This window comes from Desulforhopalus glucosivorans, from assembly GCF_054397165.1.
This window is the reverse complement of sequence record NZ_AP044854.1, coordinates 1,935,519-1,958,583: the sequence shown is the minus strand read 5'-3', so window position 1 is coordinate 1,958,583 and position 23,065 is coordinate 1,935,519. Positions and strand designations below refer to the sequence as shown.

The 23,065-nt window shown below is 41.8% G+C and carries 20 protein-coding genes; 11 read left to right on the top strand and 9 right to left on the bottom strand.

Translation table 11 applies throughout. The features are described from left to right. Positions 1–112 precede the first annotated feature (112 nt). The 4 genes from ACX6CI_RS08335 (at position 113) to ACX6CI_RS08320 (ending at position 4,307) form a co-directional block, all read left to right on the top strand. The gene (locus ACX6CI_RS08335; protein WP_458777707.1) at positions 113–484 is read left to right on the top strand and encodes a response regulator; all 372 of its coding nucleotides are present in this window, start codon (positions 113–115) and stop codon (positions 482–484) included. A 24-nt stretch (positions 485–508) separates the two neighbouring features. Continuing rightward, positions 509–964, top strand: coding sequence for a chemotaxis protein CheX (locus ACX6CI_RS08330; protein ID WP_458777706.1), 456 nt, complete (start codon positions 509–511; stop codon positions 962–964). An 84-nt stretch (positions 965–1,048) separates the two neighbouring features. Continuing rightward, positions 1,049–1,522, top strand: coding sequence for a chemotaxis protein CheX (locus ACX6CI_RS08325; protein ID WP_458777705.1), 474 nt, complete (start codon positions 1,049–1,051; stop codon positions 1,520–1,522). A gap of 331 nt (positions 1,523–1,853) precedes the next feature. Beyond that, complete coding sequence (locus tag ACX6CI_RS08320) at positions 1,854–4,307, top strand: hypothetical protein (RefSeq protein ID WP_458777704.1); 2,454 nt, start codon at positions 1,854–1,856, stop codon at positions 4,305–4,307. A 61-nt stretch (positions 4,308–4,368) separates the two neighbouring features. Here the strand turns inward: ACX6CI_RS08320 and ACX6CI_RS08315 are convergent, their stop codons facing one another. After that, on the bottom strand, positions 4,369–5,838 hold the full coding sequence (locus ACX6CI_RS08315) for a sigma-54 interaction domain-containing protein (protein WP_458777703.1): 1,470 nt from the start codon (positions 5,836–5,838) through the stop codon (positions 4,369–4,371). Positions 5,839–5,875: 37 nt separating this feature from the next. Continuing rightward, positions 5,876–6,352: a cyclic nucleotide-binding domain-containing protein gene (locus ACX6CI_RS08310; RefSeq protein ID WP_458777702.1), complete on the bottom strand. Its 477-nt coding sequence runs from the start codon at positions 6,350–6,352 to the stop codon at positions 5,876–5,878. 481 nt (positions 6,353–6,833) lie between these two features. On the opposite strand from ACX6CI_RS08310, the gene ACX6CI_RS08305 reads away from it, so the two are divergent. Together ACX6CI_RS08305 and ACX6CI_RS08300 are read left to right on the top strand one after the other, a co-directional pair. Then, positions 6,834–7,337, top strand: a complete 504-nt coding sequence (locus ACX6CI_RS08305) for a thermonuclease family protein (protein WP_458777701.1) — start codon at positions 6,834–6,836, stop codon at positions 7,335–7,337. A 139-nt stretch (positions 7,338–7,476) separates the two neighbouring features. Continuing rightward, positions 7,477–8,685, top strand: coding sequence for a pentapeptide repeat-containing protein (locus tag ACX6CI_RS08300; RefSeq protein ID WP_458777700.1), 1,209 nt, complete (start codon positions 7,477–7,479; stop codon positions 8,683–8,685). Between the two features lie 23 nt (positions 8,686–8,708). On the opposite strand, the gene ACX6CI_RS08295 is transcribed toward ACX6CI_RS08300, so the two are convergent. The 6 genes from ACX6CI_RS08295 to ACX6CI_RS08270 all read right to left on the bottom strand — a co-directional run bounded on the left by ACX6CI_RS08295 (position 8,709) and on the right by ACX6CI_RS08270 (position 15,794). Beyond that, on the bottom strand, positions 8,709–9,278 hold the full coding sequence (locus ACX6CI_RS08295; protein WP_458777699.1) for a response regulator: 570 nt from the start codon (positions 9,276–9,278) through the stop codon (positions 8,709–8,711). Positions 9,279–9,294: 16 nt separating this feature from the next. Further along, positions 9,295–10,128, bottom strand: coding sequence for a CheR family methyltransferase (locus ACX6CI_RS08290; protein ID WP_458777698.1), 834 nt, complete (start codon positions 10,126–10,128; stop codon positions 9,295–9,297). Between the two features lie 39 nt (positions 10,129–10,167). Beyond that, the gene (locus tag ACX6CI_RS08285; RefSeq protein ID WP_458777697.1) at positions 10,168–11,298 is read right to left on the bottom strand and encodes a protein-glutamate methylesterase/protein-glutamine glutaminase; all 1,131 of its coding nucleotides are present in this window, start codon (positions 11,296–11,298) and stop codon (positions 10,168–10,170) included. 7 nt (positions 11,299–11,305) lie between these two features. Further along, positions 11,306–11,764: a chemotaxis protein CheW gene (locus ACX6CI_RS08280; RefSeq protein WP_458777696.1), complete on the bottom strand. Its 459-nt coding sequence runs from the start codon at positions 11,762–11,764 to the stop codon at positions 11,306–11,308. A gap of 187 nt (positions 11,765–11,951) precedes the next feature. Continuing rightward, positions 11,952–14,879 (bottom strand): hybrid sensor histidine kinase/response regulator, encoded by a 2,928-nt coding sequence (locus ACX6CI_RS08275; RefSeq protein ID WP_458777695.1) that lies wholly within the window; start codon positions 14,877–14,879, stop codon positions 11,952–11,954. Between the two features lie 468 nt (positions 14,880–15,347). Continuing rightward, a complete protein-coding gene (locus ACX6CI_RS08270; protein WP_458777694.1) occupies positions 15,348–15,794 on the bottom strand; it encodes an FKBP-type peptidyl-prolyl cis-trans isomerase in 447 nt (148 codons plus the stop codon). A gap of 364 nt (positions 15,795–16,158) precedes the next feature. Here ACX6CI_RS08270 and hisI point away from each other — a divergent pair, with 364 nt between their 5' ends. The 5 genes from hisI (at position 16,159) to ACX6CI_RS08245 (ending at position 21,887) form a co-directional block, all read left to right on the top strand. Beyond that, on the top strand, positions 16,159–16,542 hold the full coding sequence (gene hisI, locus ACX6CI_RS08265) for a phosphoribosyl-AMP cyclohydrolase (protein WP_458777693.1): 384 nt from the start codon (positions 16,159–16,161) through the stop codon (positions 16,540–16,542). A 44-nt stretch (positions 16,543–16,586) separates the two neighbouring features. Continuing rightward, positions 16,587–17,462, top strand: a complete 876-nt coding sequence (hisG, locus tag ACX6CI_RS08260) for an ATP phosphoribosyltransferase (protein ID WP_458777692.1) — start codon at positions 16,587–16,589, stop codon at positions 17,460–17,462. Positions 17,463–17,544: 82 nt separating this feature from the next. Further along, complete coding sequence (gene yihA / locus ACX6CI_RS08255; protein WP_458777691.1) at positions 17,545–18,129, top strand: ribosome biogenesis GTP-binding protein YihA/YsxC; 585 nt, start codon at positions 17,545–17,547, stop codon at positions 18,127–18,129. A gap of 227 nt (positions 18,130–18,356) precedes the next feature. Beyond that, a complete protein-coding gene (locus ACX6CI_RS08250) occupies positions 18,357–20,045 on the top strand; it encodes a DUF6909 family protein (protein WP_458777690.1) in 1,689 nt (562 codons plus the stop codon). Between the two features lie 9 nt (positions 20,046–20,054). After that, positions 20,055–21,887 carry an ATP-binding protein gene (locus ACX6CI_RS08245; protein WP_458777689.1) on the top strand — a complete coding sequence of 611 codons (1,833 nt, stop codon included), beginning with the start codon at positions 20,055–20,057 and terminating at the stop codon, positions 21,885–21,887. Here ACX6CI_RS08245 and ACX6CI_RS08240 read toward each other — a convergent pair. Then, the gene (locus ACX6CI_RS08240; RefSeq protein ID WP_458777688.1) at positions 21,855–23,045 is read right to left on the bottom strand and encodes an O-antigen ligase family protein; all 1,191 of its coding nucleotides are present in this window, start codon (positions 23,043–23,045) and stop codon (positions 21,855–21,857) included. The genes ACX6CI_RS08245 and ACX6CI_RS08240 overlap by 33 nt on opposite strands. Positions 23,046–23,065: the final 20 nt, after the last annotated feature.

Genomic DNA, 23,065 nt, shown 5'->3' with positions numbered 1-23,065 from the left:
GAATTGCCTGTTGATAGGCAGATGAACATTGAATGTTAAATAGCGTGCTCAACTTCTGGACTCAAATCCAGAATACTACGGGTGCGTAAGTCACAACATATAGGAGAATGTGATGGGAAAAAATGTATTGCTTGTAGATGATTCAAGCACAATGAGAAAAATCATAGGAAGATCTCTGCGCCAGGCGGGAATAGAATTCGATAATATTTTCGAAGCGGCCGATGGTCTAGAGGCTCTTGATGTTCTTGAAAAAGAGCATGTTGATATTGTTTTAAGTGATATTAATATGCCTAATATGGATGGCATCTCATTTTTAAGGGAAAAGTCAACTCGCGATGGTATTAAAGATGTTCCTGTTCTCATGATTTCGACAGAAACAGGTGATGATATTATAGGAGAAGCAAAGTCTCTTGGTGCACTGGGTGCAATCAAAAAACCATTTACGCCAGATAAGGTCAATGAAGTGCTCGGACCTCTCTTATAAATCTTCTAAAGGTCGGAGGAGATTGTGGACATATCTGGAAAAATAATAGAATCCACCAGTGAAATCTTTTCATCTATGGTGATGATGGAAGTTACTGTTAATGGAGAGCTCAAAGACAGCATAGAGCCTCTTAATAAGAGTATCACAGGCGTAATCGGATTGGCAGGAACCCATAAAGGGGTTCTTGCCATTCATTTTCCCCACCCTGTAGCCATGGCAATAACTGGAAGCTTTCTCGGAATGGAAGTTGAGGAAGTGAATGAGGATGTTGAGGATGCTGTTGGTGAACTGGCTAATATGCTAGGAGGCAACGTTAAGGCGATATTGTCTGACAACGGAAGAGACATTGATTTGTCTTTACCTTCTGTGGTCTCAGGAGAAAACTATGATTTTCAACCAACAAAGGAAGTTGATCGTGTTGTGATTCCCTTTAAATGTGATGCCGGTGAGTTTTCTGTTGAACTCGAATTGGAAAAATAAATCAAAATTTTAATAGATAATGTGAAGGCAGTTTCCCTACCCGATAGTGAGCTGCCTTTTTTTATCCAAAATTAGGACGCAAAGATGACTGATAGTCTTGAGGTTGGAATAGAGATTGTAGCCGGTTGTAAGGACGTGTTCTCCACGATGCTTATGGTTGAGCTTGAATCTGAAGATGCTGTAATGGAAGACAGGGTAGATATAAGTTCGAATATCACGAGTATGATTGGACTTGGGGGTGGGCTAAAAGGTTTACTCGCAGTTCATTGCCCAACTGTTGTTGCAACAGAGATAACAAGTTCGTTTCTTGGCATGGATGTTGAAGAGATAGATGATGATGTTAAAGATGCCATTGGAGAAATTGCTAATATGGTTGCTGGTAATTTGAAAGTCTCATTTGCAAAAGTTGATGTAAATGTAGAGCTTGCAATACCTACAACGATTGTAGGAGATTCTTTTTATGTGAGTGGCATTACAGATGCTGCCAGGGTGATCGTACCATTTAAAATGGGTGCAAACAGATTTTGGATTGAATTGATGTACGTTATGAACTCGTAATACCTTTTCTGTCAAAATTATGTCTTGCAGTGATTACCCTCTCTTAGTTTTCAGTATGACATCTTGTCCTGGTGAATGGAAAACTGCCGGGAGAGGTTCCATTACTCTATTTATGCGTAAAATACATGGGATGAAATTATAAGGAACTAACCCCGATATACGGGGTAAGTGCCTTGGTTGTAAGACTAAACTTACGATTTCAAATTCAATTCCTGAGTTTCATGTTTTTTATGATAGGTTTTCAGGGGAAAGGAACTAAATATATTTGTCTTTATTCCGATACTATCTATAGGGTTGTGTATTCATTCTCAATTTTAGCTAAGACACCTACATGAAGCAGAAAAAACGAATCGATAAAATACTACAGGCCGTAAAATCCCGGGTTCAGGATGAGGTCGGATCACTTTTGGGCACAGTGTTTATTCTTGATTCTGAATCCTATGAAAATATAACGAAAGAAAATACCTTTGATCAGCTACAGGGCAAACAAATCTGTGCTGAAATGGATATTACCGGGGATGTAACCGGTAAGGGGTGTTTACTCGTTGGGATTAAAGATGCCATCCGTTTAGGTGGTACTTTGATTATGTTGCCGGAGTCAGAACTTGACGAGGTAATAGGCCGGGAAGAATACAGTGAAGAAATTGAAGATTCCTATGGTGAAATAGCCAATATTATAGCAGGCTCTTTCACCAAAGACTTTGAGGAGATGTATCCAAAGTCTTGTCGCTTTGTACGTAAAAATCAGAAGAAAATTACACCAACAAAGGTTGAGCTGGAATCCGACGACCCCATAGAGAACAGGCAACTCTATCGAGTGAGTTGGACGATGAGCTTGGACGGGTCCTCCCTTGGCAGTCTGGTCATGCTTTTTCCAGCTGCAACCTTTGAGCTGGAAGAGGAAACTGTAAGCGATGAAGCTGCAGTAGAGGAAGCCTCAGTTGATATAGCTGATGCAGATGAAGGCCAGGAAAAGGCTGCTGCAAATTCTGACGAGTCACCAGAGATACATGCTGGTGGAGACAGTAAGGTTTCTCGTGTTGATTTTGAAAAGCAGAAAAAGCGTGTTGATCGTATTCTTGACGAGTGTCAGACACGGCTGCAGAATGAGGTTAGTGGATTACTTGGTGTCACTTCAGTTTTTACTGATATTCGTAATTATTTTGTCACTAAGGAGGAGTTTTTTGAAGACCGCGTCACTGGCAAACAGGTGATTGCAGATATGGAAGTGGTAGGTGACCTGGACGATCAAAGTTTTTTCTGTCTTGGTATTAAGGATGCTATTCATCTCGGTGGGGTGCTTATTATGCTGCCCCCTAGTGAACTCGAAATCACCGTAAATGAGGAAGAATTTGGTGAAGATGCACAGGATGCCTACGGTGAGGTTACAAACATAGTCTCCGGTGTATATACCGCAGTGTTTGAAGAACTATATACCAAAAAAATCAGATTTATCAAAAAAGGTCTTACTGAGGTTGTGCCCCTTACGGTGGAAACAGAATCTGATGAGCCCTTCCCGGATGTCCTCTACTATGTAAACAGTTTATCCCTTGGTGTTGACGGAAAAGAACTTGGCTCTGTTAATATGCTATTTCCTGCGTCAATGCTTGATTTATATCCTCCTGAATATGAAGAAAAGAAAGAAGAACAGGCGCCTGTCGTAGATCAACAACAAGACCAGACCATACCTGATGAGCCTGTTGCGGAGGAGAATAAGGAAACCAAGATAGACGCTAAAAAACATAAGGCAAGGGTCGATAAACTTCTTACTGCCTGTCAGAGCAAGATGCAGGAAGAGGTGTCTGGTCTGCTTGGTACTGATGTGATTATGGCTAATCTTGATAATAAGATTGTAAATAAAGAAGATTTCTTTCTTGATGAAGTTTCATCAAAGCAAGTAATTGCTAATATGGATGTCGTTGGTGAACTGGAAGGGCAAAGTTATCTCTCTGTTGACTTGAAAGATGCAATTCGTGTTGGCGGCATTCTTATTATGCTTCCAACAGCCGAATTGGACAATGTGGTTGCAGAGGAAGATTTTGGTGATGATGCTGAAGATGCCTTCGGTGAGATTGCAAATATTATTTCAGGTGTTTATACCGCAGTCTTTGAAGAACAGTATACTAAGAGCATACGTTTTATAAAAAAAGAACTGCAGCAGGTTGTACCAATGAAGATTCAGGTGGAATCAGATGAGCCGATTCCCGATCAGAACTACTATGTTTCATCAATGGAGCTTGCCATTGGAGGGACTACCTATGGTAAGGTTCAGTTGCTTTTTCCCTTAAGTCTTTTGCAGTTGGAAGGCTTATTGGTATCTGATGAACCTGAGGTGGTTGAAGTTTCAACAGTTTCTACATCGAAAACGAGTGACGATTCAGAGGTTAGTGAGGGAGCAAAGCGAGTTCAGAGCGATCGCACATCCCTTGATATATTAATAATTGGTGATGATCAAATAGCAGCATCTGCTCTCTCAGAAACTATTACTGAGATGGGGTATGGTGTCAAAGTATTGTCATTTAAAGACAGTGTTACCAATTATATCCCGGGAGAATTGAAAGCGATTTATCTCGTAATGAGTGATGTAAATGAGCAAGGGTTTGGTACAGCAATAAAGATAAGTTCAGCATGTACGCTTCCCATTGTAGCGGCAGGACCCGGATGGACAAGAACAAAGGTGATTAAAGCAGTTAAATATGGAGTGCAGGATATCTTACTGACCCCAGCAACAATTGAAGATATAAAGGAAAATATTAACAACAATTTATTTGAAATGGCGGCTTGAGCTGTCGTTTCTTCCTCTCAAAAAGAAATAATTGCTTCTTGCCTGAATGTGTAGGTGGGATCTATTTTTCCCACAATCCTTCAATTGCTTTTTTCTTAATTTTTTCAAGAAGAGTGGTTCTTTTTAAATTAAGTAGTTTTGCTGCCTCCTTCTTATTACCCTCTGTTTGTTTAAGTGCCTGCACAATGAGCTGTGTCTCAAAGTCATTGATTACCTCATTAAAATCAATCTTCCCGTTTTCCCAGGATATGTTCTGAGTTTGAGTTGTGGAATCCTCCGTGTCTGCTGGATCACTATAGTCGTCAACGTTGGTGAAGGTGTCAACAAAGTCATCTGGGATTTCAACAGATTGTATTTTTTCAGGAAGATCGCTGAGCTGAACCTGTTTTCCGCTGTAGAGAACAGCCATATGTTGAATGAGATTTTCTAGTTCGCGCACATTTCCATGCCAGTCGTAACAGATGATTGCTGCACGTGCTTTTTTCGAAAATGTGAATGGTTCCCGCCCCCTTTTGTCTGCAAACTTTTCAAGAAAGGCTTCGATAAGCAGCGGTATGTCGCGCTTACGTTCTTTAAGCGAGGGTATTTGCAAGGGGATAACACTCAACCGATAGTATAAGTCTTCTCTAAATTTCCCTTGTTTGACGAGTGTTTCAAGATCACAATGTGTAGCCGCAAGTATCCTGGTATTAACCGGAATGGATTTGAAGGCGCCAACCGGCTCAAACTCTTTTTCCTGAATAACCCGGAGTAATTTTGCCTGTAATGATGATTTCATGTCACCAATTTCGTCAAGAAAGAGGGTTCCATTGTCAGCGTATTGAATTCTCCCGGGTTTATTGGCGCTGGCTCCGGTAAACGCACCTTTGGTGTAACCGAAAAGTTCACTCTCAAGTAAATCATCAGGTATTGCGGCACAGTTTACTGGTACAAAATTTTGACTTTTTCTATTACTTTGAGCGTGTATGGCCTTGGCAACCATCTCTTTTCCTGTACCTGACTCGCCACGTATCAGAATTGTCGCGAGGTCATCTTCTGCAACCTTGCTGATCATCTCAAAGAGATGATTCATTGGTTTACTGGCCCCGATCATCCCATGGAATGGTTTGATCTTTTCTAAGACTGGCTTGGGTTGAGGGGATTTGGAACGAGGTGGTATATTTTCATATGCCCTTTTTAGCGCAGCAGCTGTCTCAGTCACTTCAAGTGGTTTATGAAGAAAATAAAAAAGATCGAGTTCAAATAATGATTTGGCAAGATGCGGCTTTCCTTCAGGAATTAAGGGTAAAATAGAAATTTCAGGATGGTTATTTTTAATCGAGTAAATGAGGGATAAGTCCTCGTCATTACTGTTGAAATCAAGGTCGATTATTAGAATTCGTACAGGATCGGCCGCAAGGGAGGAAAGGAGCTCAGTGTCACTGTTTACCTTGTTAAAGTTACAGGAAAAGGATAGCTCGGGAAATGATTCTTCCGTAAATACAGAGCTGTTTTCACTATCTGCAATGACTATGTGTATCTCTTGGTCCATCGAAATTTTATTGTGTGAGTTATTTTAGGTACAATTTTTATAAAAAATCAGCAAGTTTACTCGAGGTTCGTCTCATATTAAGGCTTAATAGTCTGGCAATTTTTTTAATAACTTTGATGCCTAATGATGCTTGTTGTTCTGCAAGCATGTCAAAACCCTTCTCTGTAAGGGTTACCATGGTAGTCGCTTGTTTTGCTATGACTGTGGCAGAGCGAACTGATTGATCAATAATTGCCATTTCGCCAATGGAACTTCCCTTGGTTAATCTGGCAAGAGGAACACGATCTCCTGACGATGTACTCTTTTGTACCTCTAAAACACCGCTGACAACAAAACCCATAAATGAGCCCTGGTCACCCTCCATAAAGAGATATTCCCCTCTTTGCAGATGTACATAACTCATATGCTTTGCAAGTGTAGAAAGTTCATCTAAAGAAAAAGATGAGAAAACAGGGAGGTGTATAAGAAAACCTCTCGTTTCTTCTTCCGTATCACTTAATGTTTGGTGTGCCATAGATAGAGCCGTTTAAGATGATTAGTGCCTTACTCCTGAAAGCCTGTCGTAAAAAACAGGAAAACTGGAGAACCTTTTAACATTGCGAACGTAAAATTACTTCCAAGGTACTTATTCCGTTCATCGGAGTTAGATTTTTGTCATACTGATACAGGTGAATAGTACTAATACTAGAGCCGCTTGCAAAAGTGTCTTTTCGCCCAATCTTTTCGTTTTGTTCAAAATTTTATCCTCGGAATATTAAAGATATGCCTGTGGTAAAATTTTTCACATGCCTCAATCTTGAACGAAAATCCTATTTTTGCAAAAGGCTCACTAGTAATAATGATAGTACTCAAATAGATTCTAGCATATTGAAACCTATAAAAACAACAGTGTTTTCCTTATTCTATGTTATCATTAACCGATTGAGTTTGTACTGTTTATATAGCCTGAGTAAAGGATGCCGTAATTTTGACACCTCTTAGAAAATTATGAAATTATGAAACCAGTGTATATATGTCTTTTTGTGGTATTTTCTTTACTATTATTGTGTGATGTAAATCGTACCTGTTCAGCTGTCAGTAAGCCTTTTAATGCTAAGGTGGTCAAGATAATAGATGGTGATTCTCTGAAAGTGAAAGCTGGGAACAACAAGTATGAAATTCGCCTTTACGGGATAGATGCTCCAGAATATGATCAAGCCTATGCAGCAAAGGCAAAAAAATATGTAAAAAAAATAATTCTTGGAAAAGGAGTAAGAGTCGCTCCCATTGAATATGATAGATATGGAAGGCTCGTGGCAATTGTTCAGGTTGGTGATACAAGTATAAATGAAAAATTATTACGTGAGGGCCTCGCCTGGTATTATTCTAAATATTGTAAGAAAAAGATCTGCTCTTCCTGGAAAAAAGTCAGTAAAGCTGCAAAGAAACAAAAGAAAAACATCTGGAGCACATCCTCTTCGGTTGCCCCTTGGACCTGGAAATACAATAAACATAGATAGCGGCTATGGTCAGTGTTCGGCTGCAGTAGTTGACAGTCGCAAATGAAATACAGTACATAACTATAATGTTTTGCCTTGTTGTCAGTATATGTGTCCATTAACAGTATCTTAAAAATAATTTTTTAAACAACGTACTCTAATGAAAAAAAGAATTTTCTGTTTTGCCTTCGCTGTTTTGATTTCTTCGTTTTCAGTCAAGCTAGCCTGTGCAGCTCCTGGTGTTACTGCAAAAGAAAATCTAGCCAAACTTGTTTCCACAAAAAGTTGCCCGGGTTGCGATCTTACGGGTTTGAACTTTAATAGAATGGATCTGTCAAAAGTTAATCTTGAAGGTGCTGATCTGTCTATGTCCACATTTGTCCTTACTAATTTATCCTATGCTAATCTAAAAAACACGATCCTCAATGGAGCTGTTTTTGGGGGCGCAGACCTTGGTGATGCGGATCTTACAGGTGCTGATTTACGCGGCGTCTCCCTGGACTCTGCATATCTTGGAGGGACAAAAATGACGGGTGAGATTATTACGACAAAACCCTTTGAGGATATAGGGGTAGATGAGGTTGAAAAGGATGTCTATGTCGAAGACTCATCAATTCCTAAAAAAATCCCTCAACAAAAAGAAGTTAAGGTGAATAATCGGCGTGATTTCAGTGAAACACCTCCTGTCCTGCCTGTGGTAGAAAACGATGAGGCCGTTGTCATTGAAGAGCTTAAACCTGTTGTAACAAGTTCGCCGCCTGAAACGGTTGTCCCAGTAGCGCCACCAGCTAAAAAAAGTACAATGGTCCATCAGGTCACTGTTCCTGTTGAGGAGGAAGTTGTTATTGCTGATGACAAGCCATCCTCTGTTGACAAGGATCTGGTAGAGGAACAAAGCGAGGTAACTGAATCAACTGAGGAGGGTATTGCGACTAAAGAAGTTCCCCCTATAGCCATGGCAGAAATTGAAGAAATTGAAGAAATTGCTGAGATAGAAGAGATAGAAGAGATAGAAGTTGATGAAACGAAGCTCGTAAATCTTGAACTACTTTTTGATACGAAGAGTTGCTTTGGCTGCGATCTCTCAGGTATGAGTCTTTCCCGAAAAAACTTAAAAAAAGCTGACCTTGAAAAGGCCGATTTGACAGGCTGTAATCTAGAAAAGGCCAATCTTAGAGGGGCAAATCTGAAGGGAGCAATACTTGTTGGGGCAAACTTGAAAAAAGCCAATCTTAAAGGAGCTGATTTATATAAAGCGGATTTGAGTGGTGCTGATCTTTCAGGGGCGATCCAGGAAAACACTTCATACGATGGCGCAATACTAAATGGTACTCTTGGTTTAGACGTACCTCTGATGCTGCAAAATTAAAAACAAAGGTGTTTTATACTGTGTTATGTTTCGGCAATAATTGTTAGAGCGTTGGTAATTCTATCATCAGAAGTGAGACCTTCCTGTTGAAGTTCTTTTTCTACATCGTCAAGTGATTGCTGCAGTTTGTTGCTAAGAAGTTCAAGAACCTGAATGGTTTCCGCTGCCTCTCTTTCTGTTCTGTTGAGTGCCAGTCGTAGATCCATTGCACTTTTGTAGATGGTCTGGACGTTTGCGATTTTATCCAGCCTAAGAAAAAGTTCGTCAAAATTGATGGGCTTTTCCAAGTAGTCATTGGCACCTTTTTTCATCGCCTCTACAGCCGTATCAATGGAGGAGTGTGCTGTTATTAATACCACTTCTATGGATCTGTCTTTTTCTTTTGCTATTTCAAGTACTTCTATTCCGCCAATATCTCCTGGCATCATCAGGTCAGTGAGAACAACATCGTAGCTTCTATTTTCTAGCAAATCTCGTGCAACATACCCATCTTCTGCAACTTCAACTACATAGCCTGCCTTTTTTAGTCGCTCACCGAGTAGCATGCGTAGAACCGGATCGTCATCGACAACGAGGATTGACAGTGATTGCATAGTAATACCTCAATAATTATTTTTTCTGATAAAAAATTGATCGAAGATGTCGTTTTGGCACAAATAGAGGGCAGACTCCGGTAAGAGATTCCGTTGATCCAATTACCAGATATCCATCATCTGCAAGACTCGCGGCAAGTTTTGTAAATAATTTTTTCCTATCGGCAAGTGTGAAGTAAATTGCGACATTGCGGCAAAAAATAATATCAAATTTACCGAGTGCAGAAAAGGGCATCATAAGGTTCAGTTTTTTAAATTGAACCATGGCTCGTATTTCATCTTTTATTTTCCAGGAATCCCCAAAAAGGGTGAAGTACTTTTGCAGATTCCTTTTATCAAGACCTCTTTCAATTTCAAATCTATTGTATTTACCGTAGCTTGCCTGTGCAACTGCTGCATCAGAAATATCTGTGCCTAGAAGAGTAAAGTTGTAATCATTACTATCTCCTAGTAGTTCTTTAATGACTATGGCAACGGAATAGAGTTCCTGACCGGTTGAGGAGGCTGCGCTCCAGATCTTAATTCGTGGCTTTAATGCAGACAGTGATGATTTTGAATCGATTACCTCGGGGAGTATCTTGTGTTGCAATAGTTCAAATGGCCCTTTGTCCCGAAAGAAAAGAGTCTCGTTTGTTGTTATGGCATCAACAATCTGTTTTTCAATCTGTTTTGAAACGTCTTTTTTGGCCTTATTGTAGAGTTCCTGGTATGAAGAACATCCGTTGGCTTCTGCAACAGCACTTAGGCGAGTTTCAAACAGGTAGGTCTTGCTCTGGTCAAGGTATATCCCAGAGATAGATTGAATGTATTGAGCTACTAGCTTGAGTTCTGAAGGACTGATCTTTATCATTATAATCGCTAGTTGAATTTGTGGGTGTTACAGCTACCCTTAGCGTTTAACACTTTTTACAATTTCATCGGCTATTTTACTAAGCGGTACAACTGTATCGATGTATCCCAGCTCTGCAGGAGCCTTGGGCATACCGTATACTATGCAGGATGCCTCATTTTGACCGATCACATAGGCCGATTTTTGTTTTAATACTTCCAGTCCCTTAGTTCCATCTGACCCCATACCTGTCATGATGACAGCGGTGGTTCTGCCAACATAATAGTCTCCCACGGAGCGGAAAAGATAATCTACAGAAGGTTTGCAGGAATTCTCAGGCGGATCATCGGTTATTTTAATGCGTCTGTTTTGACCATCAGTTCCTGCAACAAGTTTCATTTGTTTGCCACCAGGTGCGATATAAGCGACATTTGGAAGGATATTTTCACCATTTTCAGCTTCTTTAACAGTGATAGCACACTTCTTGTTAAGACTTGCAGCGAGGGATTTGGTGAACACTGGAGGCATATGCTGCACAATGAGTATTGGAACCCCAATATCTGCAGGCAGCTTTGGCATCATTTGGTTAAGAGCATTTGGGCCGCCTGTAGAGATGCCTATGGCTACGATCTCAGATTTCCCTCTGCTTGTCGCAGGGCGACCTGTACCAAGGGGCCTTAAAGGTCTTGCCTGGGCAGTTGGCTTTGCTGTTCTGGAGATTCCTGGTGATCCAAGGGCAGCACGACTGGCTCTGTTGACCCTCCCATGACCCATTTTTGAATTTTTATAGGCTTTCAGAATAGGTTCCAGACTTGTTCGGATCTGTTGTTTACCTTCAATCTGGCTCTTTGCCTGTGGTTTAAGGATAAAATCAAATGCGCCAAGATCCAGCGCTTTCATGGTCATGTCACTACCCTCATTCGTGAGGGTAGAGACCATGATTGCACCTATATCAGGATAGTTCTTTTTTAATTCCTCGAGAACCTCAATACCGTTCATCTGAGGCATCTCTATATCCAGTGTGAGTATGTCAGGCTTTAAGGTTTTTATTTTAGAGATAGCTATTTTCCCGTTATGGGCAACACCTGCCAACTCAACACCAGGAATTTCCTCAATAATATCTGAAACTGCTTTCCGATATACAATGGTGTCATCTACAACGAGAACTCTGAGATTTTTCGTGCCTATCATCTCGGTATCAGTCCTCTATCGTTAAAACTTTATCGACGTCTAGAATTCCAATGAGATTGTCATTGGTCTTGTAGACCCCAGTAAAATATTCACCCTGGATCCCACTCATGTTAGCAGGAGCCCTTTCTTTTTTTTCCATGTCAGCTGTTACCACATCACTGATACGTCTGACCAGAAGACCAACGTGGCCACCTGCAGAATTGACAATGATGTTTCTTGGATCTTGTGAAATATCGGTTTCACCCAGCCCAAGTTTTTTGCCAAGATCCAGAATCGTAACGATCTGTCCCCGTAGATTAAGTATACCCAGTACATATTCAGGAGCCTGGGGAACTTTTGTCATTTGCATGAGTTTATTGATTTCCTGAACCTTCAGGATGTCCATGCCGCAGAGAGCATCACCAATATAGAAGGTTGCCAGCTCGACCATGTTTTTAGACTGATTGCCTGTGTTAGTGTGTTTCATATCTCAATACCGTATAAAACTATTTTAGGTGTATAGCGCCTAACTCCGAAAAATTATCTTAAGCCTAAAGACGTCTATTCAGTGTTGACTCTTTATGGCGTACTAGAGCTATGTTCTGTAGATTGATTTGTCGGCGTAAGGCTATTTTGCTTTACCAGGGAAAGTGTTGGTTTCCCCGGTAAATATTTTAATGCACTCTCTTGATATAGTCGTGAACAGAGACCATCAAGCGTTCCTTATCGAGCTTAATGTGGTACTCATTCACCCCAACAGCCTTACCTTTTGCAACATCTTCGGTGGAGGCTAGCGTTGTCAGAGCAATAATTGGAAGATCTGCATAGCGTTCATCGGCTCTGATTCTCTGTGTTAATTCAAAGCCGTTCATGTTGGGCATTTCTATGTCAGTGACGAGGATTGTGATTTCATCGCTGTGTTCTTCTAACTTGTTCCAGGCTTCAAGGCCATCTTCAGCCTCAATGACATTGTAACCAACCTCGGTCATATAACCCTTAACCTGGTTGCGGAAAAATTTGGAATCTTCAGCAATTAAAACTGTTGGTGCCGGGCCGTCATCTTCAATTTGATCAATTTCAAATTTTTCCTGCTCTTCAAACCATTGAGAGAAAAGGCTCTGAACCATCTCAAATACATTGACCAGCATCGTTGTATGGTCATCAATAATAATGGAGCCCATGATTCCTGGCTGGCTCAGTGTCGTGTCATCAATATCTGCGGTTACTTCCAGAGCATCAATTGGTCCGATGGCAAGAAGTCCCACAGCACGTTTGGCTATATTGAACACAATGACCAGCAGATTCTCATCATCGGCAAGCGGTTCGACCATTGCTACATCATCGACGCAGATAAGGCTGAGACTACCACCCCGGTATTTCATCACCCGCTTCCCGCCCAGATCCTCAATATCTGAACGTTTAATTTTTTCAATACGTTCTACCTGATTAAGAGGAACAGCAAAATGCTCAGTGATTGAGTTTTTAAAGATAAGAAGAGACTGCTTATCTTTCTTGGCGTTTATGGCATCTTCAGCAGCCTGTGCAACTTCAGCTGCACGATCCGAACCGTCAAGTGAGGTGAGGTGTGCCATTCTGGCAAGGTTGCTGACATCTAAAATAAGAGCGATACGACCATCACCCATTATCGTCGCACCAGCATACCCTTTACATTGTTGCAAATGTCTGCCAAGAGGCTTAATAACAATCTCTTCAGAATCCTGGAGACGGTCTACAATGAGGCCGTATTTCATGGATCCGGTCGAGACAACCACAATGTTTAGAGCACTGGATGCAGATGACCTTCTGTCGAGTACTGAGCGTTTTCTATCGCTAGGCTGGCTGTTGTTTTCAAACGATTTGGAACCTTTTTCATTAAAGAGTGGCGAATCCTTACCCCTTCGGTCAGCAATTTTTTCTCGCCTGTCCTCTTTAACGTCCTGAGCATGATGGTCGAAGTAGGTTCGTTGTGCACCAATCACATCAGAGAGTCGGATAAGAGGGAGGAGGGTGCCTCTGAGTCGTACAACTTCAGCGTCTCCAACACGCTCAACCCGCTCTTTTACTTGACTTGCTGGGATACGCAGCAGTTCTTCAAGGTTAACCTGGGGGATGGCATATCGTTCACCACCCGTCTCAATAATCTGACATGGTATAATTGCCAGAGTGAGGGGAAGTTTAATGGAGATGGTGGTGCCATTACCTTTCTCAGATATAATATCGACATTGCCGCCAAGTTGATCCAGATTGGTTTTAACAACATCCATACCAACACCACGACCTGACACATCGGTTACAGCGGCAGCGGTGGAAAAGCCTGGAAGGAAAATAAGATTCACTTTTTCCTTATCAGACATGGCCTGGGCCTGCTCTGGTGAGATAAGCCCCTTGTTCACGGCACTTGCAGCGAGAGCTTCTCCATCAAGACCTTTACCGTCATCGCTGATTTCGATGACGACCTGTCCCGCCTCATGGTAGGCTTTTAGAATTATAAGGCCATTATCAGGTTTACCTATCTTCTTTCTGTCAGCGGGCATCTCAATACCGTGATCGACAGAGTTACGAACAAGATGGGTTAGAGGGTCATTAATTGATTCGATAATTGTTTTATCGAGTTCTACATCTTTTCCAACAATGGTGAGATCAATTGTTTTATTCAGTTTTTTAGCAAGATCTCGAACGACTCGAGGAAACTTGTTGAAAACATTACCAATGGGTTGCATTCTGGTCAGCATAATCGCTTCCTGCAACTCGGAGGTAATAAGATCAATTCGCTGGCCAACGGCTTCTGCATTACGAAGGTCATCAGATCCGATGGTCTGTAGCAATTGATTCCTGCTGAGGACCAATTCACCAGCAAGATTCATAAGTGAATCCAAAAGACTTACATGCACTCTAAGCGATGTTTCAGTTTTGGCAGGAGGTGGAGCTTTAATTTTCGCAGCCTGGCCTGGTGGTGCTGTTGCCTGGGGGGCTGGTGTTACCGGTTCAGGTACTGCAGCAACAGGAGTTGGTGTCACTTCAACCTCGATTTTCGGTTCGGGTTCTGGCTCAGGCTCGACTTCTGCCACAGGTTCCGGTGCTGACTCCGCAGGACTCTCAGCAGGTTCGGTTGCAACAGGTTCTTCAACCATTTCCTCAGGAACTGAAACCTCCGGATCTGAAACCTCAGGAGCTGAAGTCTCGGCCTGCTCTGCCTCGGTTGGGGGTTGTGAAAAGGTGCCGTCTGCAATGGCATCTAAGGGATCAACGTGGGCAGAGATATCCGTATCATTACTGTTATGTACATCTTCAATCATGTTTTGCAGTTCATCGGATGCCATCAGCAGAACATTGACTATTTCTGGGGTAGGTATCAATTTTTTACTGCGAATCATTCCAAGCACATTTTCTGTGGAGTGGGAAAGACTTTGGATCGCAGTAAGACCCATAAAACCCGCGCCACCTTTAATGGAATGGGCTGCCCTGAAGACCTTATTGACGAGATCTTCGTCAATGTCTGCACCTGCTTCTTCAATGGCTAGCAGATCATTTTCTATATCAGCTAAATGCTCAAGTGATTCTTCGATAAATCCTTGCAGTATTTCGTCATCTTCGATTTCCATAAAACACTCCTACTGTGATTGTTATTGTCTTTGACTATTTAAGTTTATACATAGGGCAATTCCGATGTACAGGAGTTTTTTAGAAAAAATGAGAAGGATCTATTTTTAGAGGGTGTGTACTGTGAACAAAAATACCATCAAAAATACCATCTATTGTATGGGCTTTATACAATAGATGGTAATTGGGGAATCGTCATAGTCTGACGATTTATGTTATCGATATTAAAATGAAATATTAAAAGAAACTATGGTGTGAAGTGATTGTACTACGACTCTATAAAGGCATAAAATAGTGTAAATGATCGCTACATATCATTAACTGTTGAGCCACTTACAAAAGTGTCCTTGCGCCCAATCTTTTCATTTTGTTCAAATTTTTATCCTCGCCATATTAACTATATGCCTGTGGTAAAATGTATCACAAAACTCAGTCTTGAACGAAAATCCTAGTTTTGCAAAAGGGCTCTGTTAATTACTTTTCTTTATATCTAGTATTTCAACCGAATAGTTCAGGTGGTGACCTGCGAGTGGATGGTTGTAGTCAACAGTAACCTTAGAACCGTCTACTTCAATAACAGTGGCAGGAACATCACGTTCTTCTCCGTCTTTTGTAGCTTTAAGAGATATTATCATGCCCGGTTTGGGTTGGAGTTTTTCTACCATTGCTTCGCTTTCAATGGTCTGAACAAGTTCTTTTTGCCGTGGACCATACCCCTCTTCAGGTGGTACACGAACCTTTTGGGTATCTCCAGCACTCATCTCTGTAATGGCGGATTCAAGGGTTGGAGGGAGGCTGCTCTCGCCGATAACAAGATGCATTGGCTCTTCTTTTGTGACGGTGTAAAAAACCTCGCCGTTATCGAGGGTTCCGGTAAATGCGATGACAACAGTATCATTTGTATTTGGGGTGCTCACAACAGGACTCCTTGGTTAATTTAAAATAGTTACTCTATGAGTAAAATGTGATTGGCAGCCGGAATAATGAGAATCTTTACAGTTGTATCATTTCTCCTGGCACCTGATTTTTTAGTCGCGACATACTATAGAGGCAGATATGGTTTATGCAAGGTAATAGCACTCAAAAGTGCACTCAAAAGTGTAAAAATGCGAGAGTAGCTTGACAAAAATGATATAGCTGTCTAGTTTATTCGTCTTTTTACAAAGATTCTTCCTTGAGATAAGTTTTTTATTTGAAGAAAGTTTCCTCTCAGTTGTATAGTAGCGGTTCTGCGTTTATTATCACATTTTTCAGTTCATTAAATAGTTAAATTGAGAAGACATGGTATCATTAGATTTTAGTAAGTCCGAGGATGGGCTTATTCCGGCGATTGTTCAGGATCATGAAACAAACGAGGTCCTTATGTTGGCTTATATCAATAAGCTTGCATGGGAAGAGACCCTTAAAAGTGGAAAGGCTCATTTTTGGAGTCGTTCCAGATCCAAATTATGGCTTAAGGGTGAGTCTTCTGGCCATATCCAGAAAATTCACGAAATCCTGGTAGATTGTGATGATGACACTGTTGTTTATAAGGTCGAACAACTTGGTGGTGCAGCATGCCATACAGGGCATAGAACCTGTTTCTACAGAATTGTTGACGGAGAAAAACTGACAGTGCAGGGTGAACCGGTTTTTGATCCTGAAAAAGTATACGGAAAAAAATAATAAATTATGCCGCCCATGCGGTTTTATAGATATTGGAGAACGACATGACTCAATTGAAGTTGGGATTACCCAAAGGAAGCCTCGAAAAAGCAACCATCGCGCTTTTTGAAAAGGCCGGTTGGAGAATTAAACCCGCAGCACGAAATTACTTTCCTAAAATTGATGATGAGGAGCTTGATTGCTCCATTTGTCGTCCCCAGGAAATGTCTCGTTATGTGGAAAGTGGAATGCTTGATGCCGGGATTACAGGAAAAGACTGGACCATGGAAAATAGGTCTGATACCGTTTTGGTTTGTGATCTCGTCTATTCAAAAGTGAGTAACAGACCTACCAGATGGGTGATTGCTGTTGCCGGTGACTCTAATATAAAGTGCTTGGAAGACCTGGAAGGAAAGAAGATTTCCACAGAGCTTGTGGGAGTTACTGAACGTTTTTTCAAAGAAAAAAATATCAATGTTGAAATTGAGTTTTCCTGGGGGGCAACTGAGGCTAAGGTTGTGTCAGGGCTTGCTGATGCCATTGTTGAGGTTACTGAAACCGAGTCAACCATTCGCGCCCATGGTCTACGGGTCATTTTTGAATTGATGGAGTCAAATACCCAATTCATCGCCAACAAAGAAGCTTGGGATGATCCTTGGAAACGGGAAAAGATTGAAAATATCGCACTTATGCTTCAGGGTTCTTTAAATGCAGATCGCATTGTTGGTTTAAAGATGAATGTTGCAAGTGAGAATATGGACGCTCTGGTTGCTGTCCTGCCGTCACTTAATGCGCCCACTGTTGCAAGTTTGTATAATCAGGACTGGTATTCTGTTGAGACTGTTGTCTCCGAGGATGTTGTCAGAGAACTGATCCCGAAATTGAAAAAGATAGGTGCTGAGGGCATCATTGAGTACGCTCTCAATAAAATCATTTCATAAAAGAGCACACCACTATTTACCTCGCTTTCATGATAGCTTTTTCATCGAAGCGAGGTAGGTGCAACTTTTCCAGGTACATATAATGGATTTTTCAAAAATAGATTTTCTGCTAAGCGTCCATAGTCTCAAACAACTTCCTGAAGAGGGGATGCCAGAGATTGCGTTTGCAGGAAGGTCCAATGTCGGAAAGTCCAGCCTGATAAATAAGTTGATTGGCAGAAAGGCGCTGGTTAAAGTCAGTGCCAGACCTGGTAAGACGCAAGGGCTCAACTACTTTCAGGTTGGCAATCAGTTTCACCTCGTCGATTTACCTGGATACGGTTATGCTAAAGTTCCTAAGGGGATGAAAGACGCATGGCAGACCCTTATCTCATCCTATCTGCAGAACCGGGCTACCCTGCGTTGTGTTGTGGTTATTATAGATATCAGGCATGAGGCCAAGGTCCAGGATTCACAGCTGTTGGATTGGTTGCGTGACCAGGATATACCTCGTCTTGTTGTGTATACGAAAATTGACAAACTCTCAGGTAGTGCCCGGGGAAAGCATGCTCAGATTCTTGATAAGGGACACGGTGTGCGCCGTGAAGAGCGAGTTCTCTTTTCTGCTAAAACTGGCCAGGGGCGTGATGAACTCATTGCGGCTCTCACTGGTTTTCTGCCTTCTTAGACAACGTGTTGTTCATTACCCTTTAGCTTCCCGTCCCATTTAGTTCTCACTCTCTTGGGGATTGTTTCGTCCCATCTTTCGCATTTGCCTTTAATGTGTAGTATCATTGATAGAATAGATTGTTTGTTTACAGTCTAAATGAATTGCTCTGAGCTTATTTTTAAGTTTTAGTACCCTGTACGTTAATGGGAAGTATTTATATATTGTCAATAATTAATGGAGTGAAAATGCAGGAACTGTCTAAGTCGCAGCGGGCGAGACACGCCATCAGGACCTTTAAGATACTCGCGGATTCCCTTACTCTCCAGGGTGCATTTAAGCCATCTGGCAAGATTGGAGAACGGTTAGCAGATGCACTTAAACAGTTAAGTCCTGAAATATATGGTTCTATGAGTGACCCCAGAGTCTCTGAGTTAAAAGGCCTGGAATATGTAATTGATCGTATGCCTAAGGGCATTGAAAAATGTACTCGTTTAATACTTACTGCCCAGGAAGATTTTCAGGAGACATCCTTTGAAAAAATTACGCCCCTGAAAAGGCGAAGAGTCTCCTACGCCGTATCCGATAATGAAATCTGTTTTGTCATTACCACAGGAAAGAGTGAGATCTACGATATCCTCACCCATATCACATTTCTCAATATAGAAGCCCAGAAAATTTACCAGCAGGTGTGTAACCGGGTTGAGGGGCTTAGTACAGAGTGGGCTGATCTTCAAAAATTGGTAAAGGATGAGCGCGAACTCGATAGTGCAGAGCTTGAGCAGGCCATTTGGAACTTATCTATAATCCTTGGCAGGACGTATAAGGAAACCCGGTCGACGTACGATTATCTTGAGAAGAATCGTAAAGAAAATGATTCTAATAACGGGTTATTTAATATCATCTACGGCATTGGCAAAAGGGTTATTCTGGAGCAGAAAAACGGAGATAATGAACTCACCGTCTATTTCACACCCTCACTGAGGGAGATGATTGACCACCAGAAGTATGCAACCCTTTGGGCAAAAAGTATAAAACGGACCTTAAAAGATCTAGGAATACTAGAGAGGCCTCTGCATATAGTAAGTGCTAACATGCACTCAATGCGAAATTTGGTTTACGGAGCAGGGGCCCTTGAGGCAAGTGGAAAGGTGGTACATCCAAATATATATGAGATGGTGACAGGGCTTCGTGAAAGTGAGGAGTTGGTTGACCAGTATGCTAAAAAACATGGGTACTCCTTTCTTGCGGACTCTTCAGGGTCAACCATCGATGCTAATATTATAGATTTAGAGAAAGTTGATCTTTCGAACCTTCATCCTGATCTTAATATTGATATTTCGTACCTTAAGGAAAATAAACCTGTAATTGTTGTGATAGATTATGCCTTCGGTACCCAGGCCTTCGATATAATGGATGAGTTGTTGACGCCCAAAATGGATGGGGACGTGGAGTTAAAATGTGATTTCCAATCTGTTTCTATCATGGGAAAAGCAGGAGTGCTACCTGGTAATAAGGGTGACATTATGCTGGCAACGGCCCATGTAATGGAAGGTACGGCAAATAATTATATTGTTGATAATGATCTTACACGAAAAGACTTTCCCGAAGATGTCAATGTTTTTATTGGTCCCATGGTGACTGTATTAGGCACATCCCTGCAAAATAGAGATGTTCTTGAGCGATTTCTTTCTTCTAGCTGGCGTGCAGTTGGCCTTGAAATGGAAGGTGGTCACTATCAAAGAGCAATTAGTGGGGCCATAATACAAGGACATATCCCACGAACCATGAAAACCCGCTATGCCTACTACGCATCAGATAACCCTATGGTGAGTGGACAGACACTTGCGTCAGGGCCCATGGGCCTCGATGGTATAATTCCTACCTATATGATTTCAAAAGTTATCCTTGAAAAAATAGTCAGTGAGACTGAGTAGGAAACGTAGATGGTTAAAGATAAAAGTGATAGCAGGCGACTGCAGTTATTAAGCTTTTCTCCCTGGATATTAGGGAGTGCCTGTATCCTTCTCCTGCTGCTGCTCGCATTTTTTGCCATAGCCAATTATGACCGGGAAAAACAACTTATCACAAGAGCCGTAGAGCAGAAAGGGCTCACCTTAGTACGATTTATCAGTAGCGCTGTGGGGGATTCCATTCGCTCTTCCATGAGAAGGACTGGCTCCTATGAAACATGGGAGGTGTATATGCAACCGGCTCTTGAACTTGCAATCGAACAGCCTGGCGTTGAGTTTATCTCAATTGTTGATGGCCACGGGAATATACTGTTATCAGCCGGTGACAACAACTCTATTGACAATAGTAACAGCATAAAAAATCTCATTGATGATCTGCACTCTAAGGATCAGCGAATCCTTCGAACTCGAATTTTCACCTCGGAAAAAGATGGAACCGAAAAGGTTCTCATTGCAACAAGGTACATTGGCGCAGGACAACATTTTAGACGTCAAAATAATCGCAGAGGCTTTCAGGGGGAAAGAGGTGTAAAGCGCTTTTCATATTTTCAATCCTTTAAGAATGATATGGAAAGGGTTGAGGGGTTGGCTCCTATTTATTTGTTGCAACTCGATTTTTCTGAATTTACAGCCCCATTACAGCGTCAATTTGTTCAAATCGTTTTGGAATTGCTCGCTATATTACTGGTAGGCCTTGGAGGTACTCTTTCATTTTTTACCCTTCGAAACCTCAAAGGTTCAGAGAAACAACTTGGAAAAATGCGGGGCTTTAATGATGCCCTTGTATCTTCACTCCCCATTGGAATCATTGCCACCGGAGATAATGGTACACTTCAGGTCATCAATGATGCTGCCGAGAAAATAACTGGTGTAAAGGGTGTTGTTGGCGGATTACCTGAGGATTCGTTACCACTGCCTGTGGCTCATTTCTTTAGCGAATTAAAGAACCACTCAGCAAGTGAAAGTGGGCGTGTGACCCATAGTGGTGAGGTAAGCTATGGAGAACGATCGCTTGAGGTGACAGTTTTTTCTGTTGAATCAACCGCAAGCGAGTTTGTGGGTGAGGTTATGCTTTTAAAAGATGTGACTGAAGTGAAAAATTTGGAAAAGGAACTTCATCGCAGTGAAAGGCTCGCAGTTGTAGGCAAGATGGCCGCAGGGGTAGCCCATGAGTTACGGAATCCGCTCAGCTCTATTAAGGGTCTTGCACTGCTGCTGCAAGCAAAAGTAGCTGGATCAGCACAAGACGAACAGACCGCAGAAACATTTGTAACTGAAGTTGAGCGTCTTAATCGTAGTATTGGAGAATTACTTGATTACGCTAAGCCGTCAAAGCTAGATATAGAGCCCTGCTCAATTGAGAGTGTGCTTGAAAAAACTCTATCGCTCATAGGACCGGATCTTGATAGTTATCAGGTGAACGTTACCAGACATGTGGCTGATAACCTGCCGAAGGTACTTATCGATAAGGACAAGATGAGTCAGGTGATCTTAAATGTTTTCCTGAACGCCCTGCAGGCAATGGAAGATGTTGATCGTGTGCGGGAGTTGAAAGTGACAATAGAACGTGATCGTGATTATCAGGTCCTCACCATTTGCGATAATGGGACAGGGATAATGGAGGAAAATATTAGGAAGATTTTCGATCCCTATTTTACCACAAAAAGTAATGGTGTAGGCCTCGGGTTAGCCCTTTCTCTGAAGACTGTTGAAGAGCATGGTGGAACGTTAACAGTACGCAGCACCTATGGATCAGGAACAGAGTTTACGATCTTACTCAGAAGGTGTGAATCTTCCAGGGTATGAATGCAGCAGTACAGCAGTTATGATGGCAAAAAAGTGCCCCTGATGAGAATCATAGAGAAATGAATTCATCAAACAACCACAAAACATTGCTATAACAACACCCTGTAGCAGATAATTCCCAGGGGGGATTTTCTTAAGCGAGATAAGGAAAATACTCACGAGGAGCGCAAGGTAGAGTAGTACCCCGACAAGGCCTACCTGAACCCCAATAAAGAGAAATTCATTATGGGGGTTGTCTGATTTCTTCGTTTCAGTTCCTTTAATCAGTCTTCCCTGCTCTATTTCAAATGATCCAGTGCCATGTCCAAAGAGAGGTCTTTCAGCAATCAACGTTATACAGTTATGCCACCAGTCAAAGCGCATACCAAGAGATGTTCGAGACTTTCCCGGTTGATAGTTCTGGATCTCCTTTACGGCCTCCTTGGCTCTTGATGAAAAATTTTCAGAACTCAAAAAGGTAGCGCTAATCACAAAGGTACAGATTAGCAGACCAACGATGGACTTCTTAAGAGATTGGTGCTGGAAAACAGTGAGGAGTAAAAGGACAATGGAGACAAACATTCCTGTTCGCCCTGGTGCAATGTAAAAAAGGTTTATAATTGTTGCAAGCAGTAGCAAGGCCCAAAGTGGGCGATACTTAGGTCCGACGATGAGTCGCTGTAAGGACCAGAATGCCAGCAGAGCCATGAAAAAGCTGTGGGTTATATGGTAGACAGTGGAGTATCCAAATTTTTCAGTGGGTATAAAACCAAAATACATGGTGTATGAGATGAGGAGCAGTAGGATAGACCCTGAGATGAAAAACTGTTCAGCGAGTAATGCCTTGTGTTGTTTGCCGTAAAAGTATGATACAGCCATGGCAAGAAGCAGCAATTCTCTGTATTTTTTTAAAGAGGATAGGGCATCACCCATCTCAGCAGGGCTGTAAAACAGTCCTGCAACGAGCAGTAGTAGAAGGGCCATTGCAAAAAACACAATGATGTCAGTGAACATCAATTTCGGCAATTCAACGATTTTCCCTGAAAGAATCCAGCAGACAAGGGCCAGTATAGTCGTAGCCCCCATGAGGGATGATGAGAAGGGTATAAAAAAACAAGATGCTATGAGGCTGTAGAGGCCGACAGTTTCAATACGGCTTGTGATTTTTGACCTTGTCATATCGTGTGTGTAACTATTGT

Coding starts and splice junctions, on each gene's coding strand:
- ACX6CI_RS08240 (WP_458777688.1), bottom strand. CDS start 23,045: ATGACAAGGTCAAAAATCACAAGCCGTATTGAAACTGTCGGCCTCTAC.
- ACX6CI_RS08295 (WP_458777699.1), bottom strand. CDS start 9,278: ATGCAATCACTGTCAATCCTCGTTGTCGATGACGATCCGGTTCTACGC.
- ACX6CI_RS08315 (WP_458777703.1), bottom strand. CDS start 5,838: ATGGACCAAGAGATACACATAGTCATTGCAGATAGTGAAAACAGCTCT.
- ACX6CI_RS08335 (WP_458777707.1), top strand. CDS start 113: ATGGGAAAAAATGTATTGCTTGTAGATGATTCAAGCACAATGAGAAAA.
- ACX6CI_RS08285 (WP_458777697.1), bottom strand. CDS start 11,298: ATGATAGGCACGAAAAATCTCAGAGTTCTCGTTGTAGATGACACCATT.
- hisG (WP_458777692.1), top strand. CDS start 16,587: ATGACTCAATTGAAGTTGGGATTACCCAAAGGAAGCCTCGAAAAAGCA.
- ACX6CI_RS08290 (WP_458777698.1), bottom strand. CDS start 10,128: ATGATAAAGATCAGTCCTTCAGAACTCAAGCTAGTAGCTCAATACATT.
- ACX6CI_RS08325 (WP_458777705.1), top strand. CDS start 1,049: ATGACTGATAGTCTTGAGGTTGGAATAGAGATTGTAGCCGGTTGTAAG.
- ACX6CI_RS08245 (WP_458777689.1), top strand. CDS start 20,055: ATGGTTAAAGATAAAAGTGATAGCAGGCGACTGCAGTTATTAAGCTTT.
- ACX6CI_RS08275 (WP_458777695.1), bottom strand. CDS start 14,879: ATGGAAATCGAAGATGACGAAATACTGCAAGGATTTATCGAAGAATCA.
- ACX6CI_RS08305 (WP_458777701.1), top strand. CDS start 6,834: ATGAAACCAGTGTATATATGTCTTTTTGTGGTATTTTCTTTACTATTA.
- ACX6CI_RS08250 (WP_458777690.1), top strand. CDS start 18,357: ATGCAGGAACTGTCTAAGTCGCAGCGGGCGAGACACGCCATCAGGACC.
- ACX6CI_RS08280 (WP_458777696.1), bottom strand. CDS start 11,764: ATGAAACACACTAACACAGGCAATCAGTCTAAAAACATGGTCGAGCTG.
- ACX6CI_RS08310 (WP_458777702.1), bottom strand. CDS start 6,352: ATGGCACACCAAACATTAAGTGATACGGAAGAAGAAACGAGAGGTTTT.
- ACX6CI_RS08320 (WP_458777704.1), top strand. CDS start 1,854: ATGAAGCAGAAAAAACGAATCGATAAAATACTACAGGCCGTAAAATCC.
- yihA (WP_458777691.1), top strand. CDS start 17,545: ATGGATTTTTCAAAAATAGATTTTCTGCTAAGCGTCCATAGTCTCAAA.
- hisI (WP_458777693.1), top strand. CDS start 16,159: ATGGTATCATTAGATTTTAGTAAGTCCGAGGATGGGCTTATTCCGGCG.
- ACX6CI_RS08300 (WP_458777700.1), top strand. CDS start 7,477: ATGAAAAAAAGAATTTTCTGTTTTGCCTTCGCTGTTTTGATTTCTTCG.